This window comes from Paenibacillus sp. WLX1005 (assembly GCF_046603685.1).
Taxonomy (GTDB): domain Bacteria; phylum Bacillota; class Bacilli; order Paenibacillales; family Paenibacillaceae; genus Saccharibacillus.
Window position 1 is genome coordinate 3,326,070 of sequence record NZ_CP176756.1, and the last position, 16,712, is coordinate 3,342,781.

Sequence of the window (16,712 nt, forward strand, 5' to 3'; positions counted from 1 at the left end):
TTTTACAAACATTTGCTTACCCTAATTACAGCTTTTCATCAGAATGCCTCTGTTCATATTCATTATTCCCTTCAATCGCAGTACCACCCTATACCATATTTCGCTATGGACACATGAAGGACAAACCGTTTCGTTATACTAGACTCACTGAAAAAGAATACTTCATTGCCCTTTTGCCAGACTGTTGTACGCATAGTACAAGATTCTTTTTCACATAGTATGCGACTTTCGTTTAAGCAGTATGAGAATCTTTTTTCACGTTCCATTAGACACTTTTTCACGTAATACAAAATTTTGTTTCAGTGTACATCGGACGTTTCTTCAAATAATAGAAGTGAAAAACCTGACACCTGTCTGCCCTGCTGCTATGGTATGATGCAGAGGTTGTGAACACATTTCCGGTCGATTGTATAAAAGGAGACCAGATGAGAAATCGCGGGATTACATTCAAGCTGTTTATTATTACGGTGATTGTATTTGCCTGCTTTTACGGCATGGTGATGCTATCCCAATTGCTCTTTTTCAATCAATTTTACGAAACGTATAAAATGAAGCAGGTCGAGCGTAATGTCCAGCAGCTCGCTGACAGCTATGTGACCGAATCACAGGACAGTCATCTGCTGGCGCGCAATGCGATTCGATTCATGGAACGTAACAAAAGTCAGCTGGCGATCGTCGATCTAAATGGTAGCTTTATGCTGAATGATACGTACCAGTTAAGCATTAACGAAACATACCATCTGGTATTAAAACAAAAGGATGGCAAAGAACTGTTCGTACCGTTATCGCTCATGATTAGCGCATATGGCGGCGAATTACGACGAGCAGGCATCAAAACCGGCGATCAACTGACCATTTATGGCACCATACAGCAGCCATCAGGTAATCAGCCCTATACACTGCTCACACCGGAGCAAATCCGCAAAACCGGCATCCCGACCATCGGAGACAATCAGGATAGTACGCTGATTCAGCGAACTGGAATCGTGGAAGATCTGGTCGTGCCGGATATGACTAGCTGGCGTTTAAGTCAAGGGTTGTTAATGCAAGCTATCTATGAGGAATTCCCGTTATCCACCGTGCAAAAGGATACACTGCGACACATGCAGGAGCTGCAATACGGTTGGAGCGATTCATGGAGCGGTGCCAACAATCTGATTACGATGCACCCGTTGGAAAAGAACGGCAAGCTGCAAATCATGTTTGTGCTCACCTCCATTCAGGAGATTAGCGATACGAATGAAGCATTGCGCTGGTTTTATCTGTATCTCGGTATTGGCGGCTTTGTTCTGCTACTAATTCTATCGCTATTCTTCTCACGGATGGTGACGCGTCCGTTAATTGCACTGAATGAAATGGCAAAACGGATGGTCAAGCTGGACTTCCGCAATGTTGCGCCACCACTGCGTCAACAGGATGAGCTGGGCGGGCTGGCACGCAGCATGCACACGATGTCTCACAATCTGGATCAGGCATTGCAAGAATTGCAGGGCGCCAATCAGCAATTGCAGCAGGATATGGAGCGTAAGCAGCGATTGGAGCAGATCCAACAAGCCTTTTTCGCCAACGCTTCGCATGAATTGAAGACACCGCTCAGCATTATCAAGAGCTTTGCCGAAGGATTGCAGGATGGCGTAAATGTGAGCAAAACCGGGCATTACGTCAATGTCATCGTCGAAGAAGCTGACAAGATGGAGATGCTGATCAAGGATATGCTGGATCTAGCACGACTTGAATCGGGAACGATTCAACTGCATTACCGCTCTTTTATGCTGAGTGAACTGTCTGAAAAGGTCGCTGACAAACTGATCTATTCGCTGCAAGAACGCGGGCTGAATATGATGATCACCCCTATTAATGAGCGTCCGGTATATGCCGATCCCGAATGGATTGAGCAGGTTCTGCGCAATCTGATCGTTAATGCAATTCGCCACGCCGAGGAGCAAAGCTTGATTCGGATTGAAATCGAGAGTAACCTGCATTCCACCATCTTGCATGTTGATAACAAAGGCTTACGCCTGACGGATGAGCAGTTGCACCAAATCTGGGAACGATTTTATCGTGGAGAGAATGTACCACGCAGCCGCAACAAGGGCGGTACCGGACTTGGATTGCCGATTGCAAGCCAGATTCTTGATCTGCATAGCTGTCGGTACACGGTAAGCAATCTGGAAGATGGTGTACGCTTTTCGATTATGTTTGACGACCGATCTGCGCAAGCAACCGAAACGATAGAAGGAGTATGACGATGGCAGGAACTGTATTGCTGGTAGAGGATGAATTGCGTATCCGTGAAGTCATTGCTGATTATTTTGCCGGGGATGGCTGGAATATTGTCGAGGCAGAACATGGCGAGGAAGCGCTGGATTTATTTGATACGGTTCACCCTGATCTGATCATTCTGGATATTATGATGCCGCATATGGATGGCTTCGAAGTATGCCGTCATATTCGTGCATGCTCCGGTGTGCCGATCATTTTGCTGACGGCGCGCTCTGGGGATCACGACAAAGTTCAGGGCTTTGAGCTGGGTGCAGATGACTACGTTACCAAGCCCTTCAGTCCAAAAGTACTGCTGGCACGGGCTAATTCTCTTATGAAACGGGTAATGGATAATTATGAGCCTCAAGGCTACCGTCTAACGTTCGGCAAAGCGGCGCTCAATACATTGACACGGCGGCTGGAGCTGGATGGTCTGCCGATTGAATTAACTCCCAAGGAATATGAGTTACTATTATTGCTAATCCGTAACAAACATCGCGTCATCTCGCGCGATATGATTCTGGATCGAGTGTGGGGCGCAGAATTTGAAGGCGAATCTCGTGTTGTCGATTCTCATATTAAAAAGCTGCGTGCCAAGTTAGGCACACAATCCGGTCATATTCGTACGATGATCGGTGTCGGCTATCAATTTGAACTGTAATGAGCACTTGTCGCGTATAACTAGTATAGAGACAACATTCCCATCATGGATCTGCGACGTCAACGTCGGGAAAGGACATATTTTATGATCAAATGGAACTTTATCCCCTCTTTATTTACGGTTCTGAATCTGGCAGCCGGCGCGACCTCGCTGTTGCTGACGATTCAGGGACATTACAGGATCGCGCTGCTAATGATTCTGGCTGCTGCAATCTTTGACGTATTGGATGGTTTGATTGCACGTCTGCTGAATTGTCCAAGCGAATTTGGCAAGCAGTTGGATTCGTTAGCAGATCTCATCTCATTCGGGGCGGCTCCGGCGTTTCTCGTACTATTCGACCAGCTGGACGGCTCGCATGGACCGGCTTCGGTAGCAGCGGTGTTATTCATTATCTGCGGTGCGCTACGTCTGGCACGGTTCAATATTTCCGGCTCCAATGATGGCTTTACCGGTATGCCAATTACGGCGGCAGGTACGCTGTTATCGCTCGTTTCGCTGACTGACAATATGCTGCGTCCCGTATTTATCGTCATTCTGATGATTGTGCTATCTCTGTTGATGATCAGCCGGGTTCCGTTTCCATCCTTCAAAAATCGCATGGTCAGGAAGTGATGCACGTTGGAATATGCTGTTGAATATATTGGCAGATACGGATATATCGCAATCTCCGCCCTGCTCGCGCTAGGTATTGTGGGACTGCCTATACCGGACGAGATGCTGATGATTCTGGTCGGCTATCTCGCTTCTACCAAGGTGCTTCATTTTCCACTCGTATTGATCTTCAGCTTTATCGGCTCGGTCGGTGGTATGACGATCAGCTATTGGGTCGGTCGTAAGCTTGGGCTGGCGATTCTGCTGCGCTATGGCAAATGGATCGGATTAACACCGAAACGGTATGATCGTGTAAGGCACTGGTTTCAGCGGTACGGTCGCTGGACGGTGTTATTCTCCTATTTTATCCCTGGTGTGCGTCATGCCGCTGGTTATATTTCCGGTATTAGCGCTATGCCTTTTCGTCAGTATGTATTGATCTGTATGGCAGGTGCCGTGATCTGGACAGTCATCTTCGTCTCCATCGGCTACTTTGCTGGAGCCCATTTTCTTCATCATCCCCCGCGAATGTAAATATACCGCCGGACAGCGTGCATTAATGCCAGCTGCCGACGGTATATTTTTTTTTGCGACGTAAATGACGTTTGAATGATCCTTCCGCTTTGCGTAGAGCGAGTGTTCGCCGGATTCCCTGCATCATCAGTTTGTAGCGCCATTCATCATTATGATTGATCAAATGCAATTCTTGTAAAAAATAAGCGTCCATGGGGATCACTCCAGTTCTCATGATCTGTGGTAATCCCAGTATAGACCTATAATATGAACAACAGATGTAGATCGGCTGAAAGAAAGCTTAAAACGCAGCGGATATCTTACTATCTATTTGCCTTGCCGAACTGGCGCATCTGCGCAATATTGCGCAAGGCATGGAACAGCTTGTTATGACAATATCACCCTTTGCTACCCCTACTGCCCTTATTGCTTCCACTGTATCTATTGTCGCTTTTGCTTTTACTGCCTCTAGTGTCATTACTACTTCTTCTATGCTTGCCAATCCAGCCTATCCAAAAATTCGGCAATATCAGCAAATACCTGCTCCTGCTCTACATCCATCGGCAAAATATGCCCGGAACGCGGATACCATTTTAACTCCTTTTGCGCCGAACCGATCTTCTCATAAATCTCCTTCGCACTTTGCTGATACAACTCGTCATCCTGCTCGCCCTGCATAATGAGCGCCGGTGCGCTAATACGTGCCAGTCGTCCTGCTGTCGAGCTGATCAACTGACGCAGTTGCTCCAGATGAGTCAGCGGCTCTGTTGCCAGCTGTTCAAGACGTGCAGCAATCGCACTCTCGTCCTTCGTTTGCAGGGATTCGTACCAGCGCGCATAGCTCAATACCCGGTGCAAAATATCAGCGGTATCCTTCTCCTGCACCGGTGCACTCATCGATACAACTGCCTTCACTGGAAATAAAGTGCCCGTTCGCAATGTGAATACACCACCCAGTGATACGCCAGCAACTGCGATTTCCTCATACCCCTGACTAATAAGCAGATCGTAGCCATCGACCACACTTTGCCACCATGCGGCAGGACGTGTATGCAGCAATTGCTCCGGTGCGCCGCCATGTCCAGCAAATAGTGGTGCATGACAGGTGTACCCTTTTTCATGCAAATAACGACCCAATCGGCGTACATGCATCGTGCTGCCGGTATATCCGTGCAGCAGCAAGACCGCTCGTTGATCGCCAGTATACGTAAATGACTCCGGTGCAACCATCTTCATCTCGAATCTCTCCACTTCCGTTTTACTTTTCTCTATTCATTTAGAATATCGACTAGCTATATTGCCTGTCAAAGTATGCTTATTGAACCCTCACGCAACTAGTAACGCCATCACCAAGAATACCATAATTGATCCAACTGCGCCCAGCGGTCTGAACTAGGGTGATATTGGATGAATCCCTTTCCCTGCGAACTGGATAGGATTGCTTATTTTGATGACTCGTTGATTACAGCATAAAATGGATATAAGCATATCCAATCCAGAACGGGAATAGTTCCGCCGACCATTGACGAAACGAACGTTTTGGCGGATGATGGCTAAGGCGGCTTGTATGCAAGATGCCGCCTCATCTATCTACATATCAAGGAGTGTGAGTGTTGATGAAATACCGCAATCTGGGCAATACGGGTTTGAAAGTTAGTGAAATCTCGCTGGGCAGCTGGTTGACTTACGGTACAGCCGCTGAACAACAGGCAGCCGATCTGTGTATTCGCACTGCGTTTGAAACGGGAATTAATTTTTTCGATACGGCAAACGCTTACAATCGTGGTGAAGGCGAAAAAGCAATTGGTGCCGCGCTAGCAAGTTATGAGCGTGCCAGCTATGTGCTGAGTACGAAGGTCTTTTTCCCGATGGGCGATGGACCGAATGATCGTGGACTGTCACGCAAACATATTATCGAGCAATGTGAAGCCAGTCTGAAGCGACTGGGCACGGACTATATCGATATTTATTTCTGTCACCGCTTTGATCAAGAGACACCGACCGAAGAAACGCTACGCGCACTCGACGATCTGACTGCACAGGGTAAAATTCTGTATGCGGCTGTCAGCGAATGGTCAGCTGCTCAGATTACCGAAGCTGCTGCGATCGGGGAGCGGTTGCGTCTGCGCCCATTAGCAGCGAATCAGCCGATCTACAATCTGTTTGAACGTTATATCGAGCAGGAAGTGTTGCCGGTATCACAGCAATATGGTCTAGGTCAAGTCGTCTTCTCTCCACTGGCGCAAGGCGTATTGACTGGTAAATACAAGCCGGGTCAAGCACCTGCCTCTGGCACGCGTGCAGCGGACGATTCGGTCAATCAAGTCATTCGCAGTTATTTCCGTGACGATGTGCTTGGCGTCGTGGCAGAGCTGAACGATCTGGCTGCCAATATGGATATGACACTGTCGCAACTTGCGCTGGCATGGGTTCTTCGTCAACCGGGCGTCAGCTCTGCTATTATTGGCGCTAGCAAACCGCAGCAGATTCATGAAAATGTAGAAGCGGTAAATATAACATTGAACACGGAAACGCTAGAACAGATCGATAGCATCATGGAGAAGATCAGCGATTTCGCACCGATGCGCTAACTGACAGTCAAGTGAGCGGCACGGAAAGGAGATGACATGATGAAGCTTGTCTTAAACGGTGTAACGATTGAAGCGGTACAGGGCGATATTACGCGTGAAGCGGTTGACGCTATCGTGAATGCCGCCAACTCTAGTCTGCTTGGTGGTGGCGGTGTGGACGGCGCGATTCATCGTGCAGGTGGTGCAGCGATTTTAGAAGATTGTTACCGTATTCGCGACCGTCAGGGTGGCTGTCCGACTGGTGAAGCGGTAATCACCACCGCAGGCGATTTGCCGTCACAGCATGTGATTCATACGGTCGGTCCGGTTTGGAACGGGGGCAATCAGCTAGAACCAGACTTGCTGCGCAACTGCTACATCCACTCTCTGCAACTAGCGGATGAATATGAACTGAACAGCATCTCGTTTCCCAACATCAGCACAGGCATCTACGGTTATCCCAAACCAGAAGCCGCTGCAATCGCCGTAAAAGTCATTCAGCAATACGCGGAAACTGGCAATGGTACCGTGACTCATATCCGTTTTGTTTGCTTTGATCATGACAATTTGGCGCTGTATGAGCAGCAATTGCATTCATTGAATGACGAGTCTAACGAGTCGAAATAAATGTACATGTTTGCAAGAACAAAGTGAATGAAACTCATGAGTATTATAATAGTGAGTGTGAATACACAGAAGGAGATTATCCGGTAATCGGATGATCTCCTTTTTAAATACATGGATGATATTAAATACTAAATATGTATACCGATTCTTCTTAGAGCTGAATCAAACTTTGGACGCGAATATATCCATCTAAATTATGGGTATAGTTGTATACAAGAAGTATTTTGTAACAAGCAATGAGCGCTTCATATTGTTCATTTCCATATGTCTACAATCAAAGGAGTGTGTAGTCGATGATCCAACCATTTCAAATTTCCATCCCTCAACAGCAATTGGACGATCTGAAGCAGCGACTAGAACAGGCAAAATTGCCAAGTCCGCAAACGGACGAGCCTTGGAAGCTAGGGGCGGATCAGACGTTTATTCAAAAACTCATCACGTACTGGCAACAGGAATATGATTGGCGCAAACAGGAACAATTTCTAAATCAATTTCCGCAATACATCGCCCAGATCGACAGCTTTGCTATTCATTTTCTGCATATTAAGGGTGAGCGAGATGATGCTACTCCGCTGCTGATTACACACGGATGGCCGGGTTCGTTTATTGAACATGTTGTTTTGATTCCATATTTGACTCAGCCTTCACAGCATGGTGGTACGGCAGATCAGGCGTTTGATGTGATCATTCCGTCGTTACCGGGCTTTGGCTTCTCTAGTGTGCCGAACGAATCCGGTACGCACGCGCAGAAAGTTGCCCACTTGTGGGCGCAGTTGATGGAGCAGCTTGGTTATGAGCGCTATGTAGTTCAGGGCGGTGATATTGGCGCGATGGTATCGACTTGGATATCGTTGCTGTATCCAGAGCGGGTGCATGGATTGCATCTGAACTTTATCCCGACTAGTTATCAGCCACCACTCGGAGATAATGATCCGCCGCTGACAGTGGCAGAGCAGCGCTATTTGGAAGAAGCACAGCAATTCATGATGCGCGAAGGTGCCTACGCTGCACTCCATCGCACCAAGCCCGAGACTATTGCTTTTGCACTTAGCGATTCACCGATTGGGCTGGCTGCATGGTTGGGCGAGAAATTTTATAGCTGGACGGATCACGATGGTAATCTGGAAGATGCTGTGTCGCTGGATACTCTGCTGACCAATATTTCCATCTACTGGTTTACTAATACCATCGCATCCTCCATGCGTATCTATGCAGAAGGCACCAAGGTTCCGCTAACGTTTGCTACAGGCGAGAAATTGACCGTGCCGACTGGCGTATCTGCTTTTCCCAAGGAATTGCTGTCGCCACCGCGTAGCTGGGCGGAACGTGCATTTCCTATCGTTCGTTGGGAACAATTGGAGCATGGCGGACACTTCGCCGCCTTGGAACAGCCACAGGTATTTGCAGAGCAGGTGCGGAATTTTGTATATGATACGTTGAAAATATAACTATATCCGCCACGCTCAAGCTATATTATTCGTTCCAACTTTCACTTTCACTTTCACTTTCACTTTCACTTTCACTTTCACTTTCACTTTCACTTTCACTTTCACTAAAAGCAAAACCACATGATGTATTTGAAACAGTTGTCGTGATCAATATTATCTTTCACCTGCAAAGGTTCAGGATATGTTAGATCGCGAATAACTGTCTCTCATAACAACATGTGGTTTTTTATTTTATATGCAGCTTTGCATATGCGTACTTAGAATATACTGCGCGGCGATAATAACATTACATAATAATACAGCTAACGATATAGGAAAAGGAACTGTACACACTCATATCATGCAAATGTTCTTAGATCATACAAACGCTCTTAGATCATACAACCGCTTTCTACACGCACCTCACACATCTGCATATAATCCTGCCCTATGATCCTACACCTATATCACTAGCTAGTATCGACTATATCGCAATAGCAAAGTACTGTAGCTACTCAACCTTCCAACAGATCATTCAGACAAAACGCTCCATGATCACGCACACGTACCCGGAAAATGGAAGTACCCAGCGTATCCTTGATCGTCTGCTCATATGCTGCTGCATGTTCATTCGGTACTGCCGCCAGAATAACACCGGCGAATCCACCGCCATGCAGACGACATGCGCCGTCGCCGATACGTTGCAGGAATACTTCTGTAATTGCCAGTGCCACCGCTACGCTTTGATCATGATGATCTGAGTCACGATAGCAGTTTTGCAGCCATTTCCAAGACGAGTTACCAGATGAAGTCAACAGCTTCAGGAAGCCTTCGACATCATCACGGCGCAACGCTTCCACTTGCTGATCGACACGTTCATTCTCCTCCAAGAAGTGCATCGCGCGCAGTACTGCACGATCACCCGCCTGCTCACGTAGCGCTGGCAGATTGGCATATACTTGCTCCAGCGTAATATCGCGACATACTTCCGCACCTAACTGCTTCGCTACCGCAAACATCTCGTTTGGCACACTTGCATAATCTTCCGTCAGATCGGCATGGTTGCCGCCAGTGCTCACGATCAGCAGTGAATAGCCTTTTTCATAAAAATCATACGGCACCGCTTCAATTACCGGCTGTTGCGGATCAGCAAAATCAATCGCTACCAGTCCACCGTATGCACAGGACATCTGATCCAGCAGACCAGACGGCTTGTTCCAGTACCGATTTTCGGCATAACGTCCGATCTTGGATAATGCGACTGCATCCAGCTTGCCATCATTGTATAGCGTATTCAGAATCGCACCGATCAGCATTTCAAACGAAGCGGACGAGCTTAGACCTGAAGCCGACAGCACGTTAGTCGTAATATACGCACGGAATCCGCCTACTTTGTACCCTTGTTGCACAAAGCCATCCACGATGCCTTTGACGAGAAGGATTGTAGCGTTTTCATTTTCTACGGAACTCAGATCATTCAGATTCACCCGAAACTCGCCTTCGTATCCTTCCGATACGAATACGATTTCCTGTTGCTCGGTCGACGCTGCCGCAGCAATCGTATCCAAATGGATGCTGCCTGCCAGCACTTTACCGTGGTTATGGTCGGTATGATTACCACCAATCTCGACTCGTCCAGATGCGCTGAACAGCTGAACCTGCTGCTCGCCAAAATGCTGCCCGAACTGCTCCAACAGCTGCTCATAGCGCTTCGTCTGCTCCGACAGCTCTTCTTCCCCATATAACTTCACCAGCAAATGCTGTACCGGCTGTTGCTGTACATAATCTGCCGCTTTGGATGTCAAAATACTCATCTTCATTTCCCCCTGCCCGCGTGTATGTATACGCTTCAATAATTGCATTCACATCTTCTATCATAGCGCGACTTGCTTCATACGGAAAGGATAAAATACGAATATTTACGGCAGGATTATAACCGTTTGTCCATCATGTTACGGTCTTGCTAATATGCGGTCTTGTTATCACAAAAAAGCAGAAGCGCCATAAGGGCAACTTCTGCTGAATTGTACGATCAACGATATGCTATTGAAATGATACAACTCATCTTATCTCTATCAACAAGCTGTATATTCATAAAACTATTGTACTAACCACAAGCGGCACCTATACTCCGCTTATTTGCCTGCGTTTGTCTCTTTGCGACTCAATTCGATAAATCGTTTGAGTAGCTGACGAATGTTGCGGAATGATTTCAGACGATAGTTGGCGCTAGTATGACCTGCACCGACTTTGATCGAGAACGAATCTTTGGGCATTTCGGTAAACAGATCCTCATCCGTATGATCGTCTCCTACGCCGAAGATAAAGTCATAGTCTTTGCCTTGCAGCATCTGATGCGCGCCATGACCTTTATTCATACGAGTGTCCTTGATCTCCAGCACTTTGTTGCCTTCGAGAATACCAAGGCTCATCGACTGAGTAATGGAAATGAGCGCTTCACGCAATTCGTTGCGTTTCAGCTCTGCCATTTCTGGCTCACTTTGTCTGTAGTGCCATGCAAGAGAGTATTCTTTTTCTTCAATCAGAGAACCCGGTGTGCGGTCGGTGTACATTTCGAGTACGTGACGCACCGATTCTTTCCAATCGTTGTCCACACTCATCGTCATCTTCCACTCGCCGCCCGGTTCGCGCAGCCACAGACCATGCGAAGCGATAATATACAGATCGAGATCGCCTAGCCAGTTCTGCATTACATCGCGGTCACGACCGGTAATGATCACGACGGTATTGTTTGGATCTTCACACAACTCGGTCAGAATGGTACGCAGCTCTTCATCCGGTTTCGCCTGATCCGGCGTCGGTTTGAAGCCAACCAGTGTACCGTCATAATCGAGGAACAGGACTCGCTTTTGTGATTCCTTGTATGCTTTTTCTACAGCGGATGGCTCGGAACGAATATCGACAACGTCTTTCGTCTCCACTTGAGATTCTGCTGTATTTTTGAGAGCTTCGAGGAACTCGTCTGCCCAGAACTTCACGTTGTAACGCGAAATCCGGCGGTGCAGCATTTTGTTGCGCTCGATTTTCTCATGGTCTGGCATATCCAGCGCGGTTTTGATACCAGCTGCGATTGCGCCATAGTCGTTAGCGTTTACGATTACCGCTTCGCCCAGCTCACTTGCAGCACCGGCTGTTTCACTCATTACCAGCATACCTTTGTAATCGCTACGTGCGGCGATATACTCCTTGGCAACGAGGTTCATGCCGTCGCGCAGTGGCGTAACGAGCAACACATCGCTATTCCGGTAAAAGGCAATCAGGTCTTCCTGACTGAATGTACGGAAGAAGAACCAGACTGGCATCCAGCTCAGTGTACCGAATTCACCATTGACGGAGCTGACCAGACCTTCGATCTCATTTTTCAATTCGTCGTACGCTTCTACGCCAACGCGTGATGGAGCGACGATCAGATTGAGACGTACCTTTTCATGGTACTCTGGATATTTTTGCAGGAATTGACGGAACGCTTTGATGCGCTCAGGCAGTCCTTTTGTATAATCCAGACGGTCGACGGAAATGATATTTTGTACCGTTTTCGTGCTTTCGATAAAATCGCGTGCTTCGTTGGACAGATTGTCTGTACCAGACGATTTGGCGAAGAAATCGTAATCGATTCCCATTGGAAATGCTTCGACTTGCACGGAATACGTTTCGTAATTGATTTTGTACAGGTTATGTTCTTTGCCCAGCAGGCGGCGTACGCTGCTCAAGAAGTGGCGCACATAATCGTAAGTATGGAAGCCGATCAGATTGGCGCCAAGTAAGCCGCGCAAAATCTCTTCACGCCAGATCAGCAGGCGATAGATTTCAAAGGAAGGAAACGGAATATGCAGGAAGAATCCAATCTGCGTATCCGGGTACTTCTCACGAATCAACTGCGGCAACAGCATCAGCTGATAATCGTGAATCCAGATCGTATCATTCGGCTCAATAATATCGTCGATCGAATCGAAGAATTTCTGGTTCACGCGCTTGTACGCTTCCCACGTCTCTTCATTATATTCAGTCATATTTGTAAAATAGTGGAACAGCGGCCAGATCGTTTCATTACAAAAGCCTTCATAATACTGTTCAATCTCATCATCTGATAAGAAGATAGGCAAACAGTTATATTGATCCTGAAGCTCCTGGTTGATCTCCTTCTGTTCGTCTTCATTCAGGTTGTCGCTCGCAATACCCGGCCAGCCGGCCCAAACGGTGTCGCCCTGCTCATGATAACTTTTCAAACCGGTAGCGAGACCACCGATACTTTTGCTGTATTGAAGTTCGGACTCGTTTTTTTTCACAGTTACAGGTAAACGGTTAGATACGAAAATAATTTTGCTCATTGAATCCCCTCTCCTAATCAACAAAGTATAATTTGCATGTGTATGAGAACGTGAATGAAAGATCCTGCAAATCAGCTTGATTTTAAAACAACCGATGCGCTGATGGGTCATACCGGAATTACCCCTTTTTTCGGATTTCGACACATTTACTATGTAGTAACCTTATTGTGTAACTGATATGAATGTTGATTTAACAAGGCTTTTCGCCCAAATTAGCTACCAGGCATATGTATATTAAAAATAGGATTGTATCGATATTTTGACTATAGACCGTAAGAAAACAATGATGAATATTCTCATATTAACTACATCTGTGTGGTGTATTGTTGAACGGTTTGAACGTTATTGGTGCTCGTATACCGTCCTTCTCGCCTGCATCCATCGACTGTATGGTTCCGCTGCCTAAAGTAAGTATCATAATCAAAACAAGCCGGATAACGATAGCGTTCGTTATCCGGCTTGCTTCTATTATACATATACTTATTCGATACATACGATAATTCATAATATATGGGGTGATGCGCTGGATTACAGTTCTTTCTACCGAATGCAGCTTTTTCTACTTACTCGGTGCAATCTTACTGCTTATCCAGTACCAGTTCCAGTTGAACATTGATGTCGTTCTCTGTACTCATTACAACAGAGTGCGGGTTCGTCATACCGAAGTCGGCAAATGTAACAGTCGTTGTACCGGACAGCAGCAGTTGACCGTCTTGATATACACCTTTCATATCAAATGTCGCTTCTTTTTCTACACCTTTTACTGTCAGTGTACCGGTCATTTTGAATTCGTTGGTTGCACCGGATGCCCATTCAGTCGGTACATTTTCAAATGAAGTTGCTTTGAACGTTGCGTTCGGGAATTGGCTCACATCGAAGAAGTCTGCTTCTTGTACGTGACCGTCACGTTGAGAGTTACCAGAATCGATCGCGCTCATGTCGATCTGACCTTCACCTGTCATCTGAGATGTATCGTCCACATTCACGTTCCATGCGCCACTTACTTTGTTATCTACAAAGTTAACTGTCTCTTGCGAAGTCGTTACAGAGAAGTATACTTTGGACGTGGACTCATTGATCGCCCAGTTCCCATTCAGCTCGCTGCCGGTTACGCTCTCTCCTGTCGTTGCAGATGTTGATCCTTCTGCTGATGTACTTTCTGTTGGTACGACACTTTCGATCGCTACATTGTTACCCATGTAACTTTTCAGGAAGGTGTAGCCTCCTACTCCTGCGATAACAACAATGACTGCAATGGCGATTAACCAGTTCCTCGTCTTTTTATTCATGTGTGATTCTCTCCTTTGATTTCTTTGATATGCACAGTATACAAAGTCAATATGTCGAGAACATGTCCAAATGAATGATTTTTTTTATTTTTTTTACATAGTAGATTGTTTGGTTTTCCTGCTATATAATGCAATCAATCCACGGTTTATATTGCCGCTGGATTTGTTGTGCCTGTACAATAGAAGCAAGCTGATGAACATATAGCATGTTGTATCTTCATCTGCTAACACAGGTCATATTACCGGAGAGCTTTTCGTTACTCCGGCAAGGAGTCGCTGAATAGATGAATCTGATTTTGATTGTCGAAGACGAGCCGGGAATTGCCCGCGTCTTATCCGCTTATTTAAAAAAGGCAAGCTTTGAGGTCATTCACGCTGCCGACGGTATTACCGCACTGGAATTATTCAAGCAGCACCAACCTGCACTCGTCGTATTGGATGTGATGCTCCCTGGCATGGATGGTTGGGAACTGTTGCAGCTCATTCGCGAACAAGGCGCATGCCCGGTCATTATGCTTACCGCCCGCGATGGCATCGAAGATCGCCTCAGCGGTTTGGACGGTGGTGCCGATGATTATATGACCAAGCCGTTTATGCCGGAAGAGGTAGTTGCGCGGATCAATGCGGTATTGCGTCGCCGACCGTATGTGAATGATCGCAACAGCAAGCGTCATTTTGGCAATCTCGTTATTGATTATGCTGCCAAATGCGTCTATCTGAACGGTGCTGAGGTTGGTCTTAGTCCGCGCGATCTGTCACTGCTGTTATTTCTGTCTGAATATCCGAACCGTACGTTTACACGCGATCATCTGATTGAACAGGTGTGGGGCATGGATTACGAAGGTAGTGATCGTGCCGTCGATCTGTCGGTCAAACGATTACGCCAGCTGCTCTGTAACTGGTCTTCTGATGTGGGCGAGATTCGTACGTTACGAGGAATGGGGTATCAATTTTGGATCAGCGAGTAAAACCGAAACGAACCGTCTCGATGCTGTCCTACTGGACGATCCGCTACTTTATCATTCTGTGTATCGGATTCGGGATTATCGCGCTTGCCGCTATCTATTGGGTACGCGATACGACGATGGATAACCGGATTCGGACGGCTGGGCTGCTCGGTCAGGAGGTTGCTGACCGCGTGACTACATCGTCAGGCGAGATCAACGTTCCGCCCAATCTGGATTATATTATCAAAAATCGACTGCGTTTCTTTAATATCGACGATGGCACTTGTCTGATCATTACCGACAAGCAGGGCAATCTGATGTTCTCGCGTCCAGCGATTACCGAGAAGCAAATGTATAACAAACTGTCAGACGATCTCAGTCAGGCACGCGATGAGCGCTTTATGGCGATCAACACACCGATTGACAATAGCAGCAATCAGCAGATTGGTCAGGTTAGCATTTTACAATCCAAAAAATCGCTAACTTACAGTCCCAAAGAGCTGACATTCATTTTCGTGCTGCTCGGTATGCTCATTCTAGCAGGCTGGCTCACCATCTATCTGCTCTCGCGCAAGCTGGCACGTCCATTAAGTGGAGTCGCTGAAGCTGCACAGCAGATTTGTGCAGGCAATTACGACGTCAAGCTAAACATTCATACACGGGAAAAAGAGATTCAGGAGCTCGTCTCTTCCTTTGAAGAAATGGCGCAGCGTCTTAAACATCTGGAAGAATGGCGTGCCCTCTCGCTCGCTGGTGTCACACATGAGTTGAAAACGCCCGTCACGTCGATCAAAGGTCTGATGATGGCAGTACGCGATGATGTCGTATCTGGCGAGGAAGCGCACGAGTTTCTCGACATTGCACTCAAAGAATCCGATCGTATGGAGCGCATGGTTGCCGATCTGCTCGATTATAATGCCTTCGCCTCCGGCAGTGTCGAGGTGCGCCGCGATAAATTGGATCTGCAATTGCTAATCCGCGAAGTTGCTCATCAATGGAAACTGACACATGAAATGCACGAGATCGATATTCAGCTAGATCTGCCGACAGAGCCGATGTACACTACTGGCGATTCGCTACGTATTCAGCAAATTATCGTCAATCTGCTGAACAATGGCTTGCAGGCTGCCGATCAGTCTAGCTGCATCCGCTTCACGATTCGTATGTTTGCCGATAACGATCTATTGCAAGTGGAAGTAACAGACAACGGCTCCGGGGTAGCACCGGAAGATCAATATCATATTTTCGAACGATTTTACCGTGGGGAAAAGAAAAAGCGCAGCGTACGCGGTCTGGGTCTCGGTCTGACATACAGCCAATTGCTTGCACGCGCACAAGGCGGCGAACTACTACTACGCCGCAGTTCACCAGCAGGCAGTACCTTTGCATTGGAATTGCCACGATGAGCCTATAACAGAATAAGTCTATGCAATCATGCAAAAGATGAGTTTATGTAACAATGCAAAAGCTCCAGCA

At 46.9% G+C, this 16,712-nt stretch carries 15 protein-coding genes; 9 read left to right on the plus strand and 6 right to left on the minus strand.

What is annotated here, in order from left to right:
- Nucleotides 1-425 precede the first annotated feature (425 nt).
- The 4 genes from ACE3MZ_RS14155 to ACE3MZ_RS14170 all read left to right on the plus strand — a co-directional run bounded on the left by ACE3MZ_RS14155 (nucleotide 426) and on the right by ACE3MZ_RS14170 (nucleotide 4,048).
- The gene (locus ACE3MZ_RS14155; protein ID WP_411342805.1) at nucleotides 426-2,246 is read left to right on the plus strand and encodes a sensor histidine kinase; all 1,821 of its coding nucleotides are present in this window, start codon (nucleotides 426-428) and stop codon (nucleotides 2,244-2,246) included.
- Nucleotides 2,247-2,248: 2 nt separating this feature from the next.
- On the plus strand, nucleotides 2,249-2,923 hold the full coding sequence (locus tag ACE3MZ_RS14160) for a response regulator transcription factor (protein WP_411342806.1): 675 nt from the start codon (nucleotides 2,249-2,251) through the stop codon (nucleotides 2,921-2,923).
- A gap of 84 nt (nucleotides 2,924-3,007) precedes the next feature.
- Nucleotides 3,008-3,535: a CDP-diacylglycerol--serine O-phosphatidyltransferase gene (pssA, locus tag ACE3MZ_RS14165; protein WP_411342807.1), complete on the plus strand. Its 528-nt coding sequence runs from the start codon at nucleotides 3,008-3,010 to the stop codon at nucleotides 3,533-3,535.
- 6 nt (nucleotides 3,536-3,541) lie between these two features.
- On the plus strand, nucleotides 3,542-4,048 hold the full coding sequence (locus ACE3MZ_RS14170; protein ID WP_411342808.1) for a DedA family protein: 507 nt from the start codon (nucleotides 3,542-3,544) through the stop codon (nucleotides 4,046-4,048).
- 22 nt (nucleotides 4,049-4,070) lie between these two features.
- Here ACE3MZ_RS14170 and ACE3MZ_RS14175 read toward each other — a convergent pair whose 3' ends face one another.
- Nucleotides 4,071-4,241, minus strand: a complete 171-nt coding sequence (locus ACE3MZ_RS14175; protein ID WP_411342809.1) for a hypothetical protein — start codon at nucleotides 4,239-4,241, stop codon at nucleotides 4,071-4,073.
- A 275-nt stretch (nucleotides 4,242-4,516) separates the two neighbouring features.
- Nucleotides 4,517-5,263 (minus strand): alpha/beta hydrolase, encoded by a 747-nt coding sequence (locus ACE3MZ_RS14180; RefSeq protein WP_411342810.1) that lies wholly within the window; start codon nucleotides 5,261-5,263, stop codon nucleotides 4,517-4,519.
- Nucleotides 5,264-5,643: 380 nt separating this feature from the next.
- On the opposite strand from ACE3MZ_RS14180, the gene ACE3MZ_RS14185 reads away from it, so the two are divergent.
- The 3 genes from ACE3MZ_RS14185 (at nucleotide 5,644) to ACE3MZ_RS14195 (ending at nucleotide 8,672) form a co-directional block, all read left to right on the plus strand.
- Nucleotides 5,644-6,618, plus strand: a complete 975-nt coding sequence (locus tag ACE3MZ_RS14185; RefSeq protein ID WP_411342811.1) for an aldo/keto reductase family protein — start codon at nucleotides 5,644-5,646, stop codon at nucleotides 6,616-6,618.
- Nucleotides 6,619-6,657: 39 nt separating this feature from the next.
- A complete protein-coding gene (locus ACE3MZ_RS14190; RefSeq protein ID WP_411346796.1) occupies nucleotides 6,658-7,224 on the plus strand; it encodes an O-acetyl-ADP-ribose deacetylase in 567 nt (188 codons plus the stop codon).
- Between the two features lie 293 nt (nucleotides 7,225-7,517).
- Nucleotides 7,518-8,672, plus strand: coding sequence for an epoxide hydrolase family protein (locus ACE3MZ_RS14195; RefSeq protein WP_411342812.1), 1,155 nt, complete (start codon nucleotides 7,518-7,520; stop codon nucleotides 8,670-8,672).
- Nucleotides 8,673-8,697: 25 nt separating this feature from the next.
- Here ACE3MZ_RS14195 and ACE3MZ_RS14200 read toward each other — a convergent pair whose 3' ends face one another.
- The 4 genes from ACE3MZ_RS14200 to ACE3MZ_RS14215 all read right to left on the minus strand — a co-directional run bounded on the left by ACE3MZ_RS14200 (nucleotide 8,698) and on the right by ACE3MZ_RS14215 (nucleotide 14,289).
- Nucleotides 8,698-8,823 carry a hypothetical protein gene (locus ACE3MZ_RS14200; protein WP_411342813.1) on the minus strand — a complete coding sequence of 42 codons (126 nt, stop codon included), beginning with the start codon at nucleotides 8,821-8,823 and terminating at the stop codon, nucleotides 8,698-8,700.
- Nucleotides 8,824-9,166: 343 nt separating this feature from the next.
- Nucleotides 9,167-10,465: a galactokinase gene (locus tag ACE3MZ_RS14205; protein WP_411342814.1), complete on the minus strand. Its 1,299-nt coding sequence runs from the start codon at nucleotides 10,463-10,465 to the stop codon at nucleotides 9,167-9,169.
- Nucleotides 10,466-10,786: 321 nt separating this feature from the next.
- On the minus strand, nucleotides 10,787-13,000 hold the full coding sequence (locus ACE3MZ_RS14210; protein WP_411342815.1) for a bifunctional alpha,alpha-trehalose-phosphate synthase (UDP-forming)/trehalose-phosphatase: 2,214 nt from the start codon (nucleotides 12,998-13,000) through the stop codon (nucleotides 10,787-10,789).
- 578 nt (nucleotides 13,001-13,578) lie between these two features.
- Nucleotides 13,579-14,289: a YceI family protein gene (locus ACE3MZ_RS14215; RefSeq protein WP_411342816.1), complete on the minus strand. Its 711-nt coding sequence runs from the start codon at nucleotides 14,287-14,289 to the stop codon at nucleotides 13,579-13,581.
- A gap of 284 nt (nucleotides 14,290-14,573) precedes the next feature.
- Between ACE3MZ_RS14215 and ACE3MZ_RS14220 the strand changes: the two genes are divergently transcribed.
- Both ACE3MZ_RS14220 and ACE3MZ_RS14225 read left to right on the plus strand, forming a co-directional pair.
- Entirely contained in the window at nucleotides 14,574-15,257 is a 684-nt protein-coding gene (locus tag ACE3MZ_RS14220) for a response regulator transcription factor (protein ID WP_411342817.1), read from the plus strand.
- Nucleotides 15,242-16,642, plus strand: a complete 1,401-nt coding sequence (locus ACE3MZ_RS14225; protein ID WP_411342818.1) for an ATP-binding protein — start codon at nucleotides 15,242-15,244, stop codon at nucleotides 16,640-16,642. Before ACE3MZ_RS14220 ends, ACE3MZ_RS14225 begins: the two co-directional genes overlap by 16 nt.
- The last annotated feature ends 70 nt before the right edge of the window (nucleotides 16,643-16,712 follow it).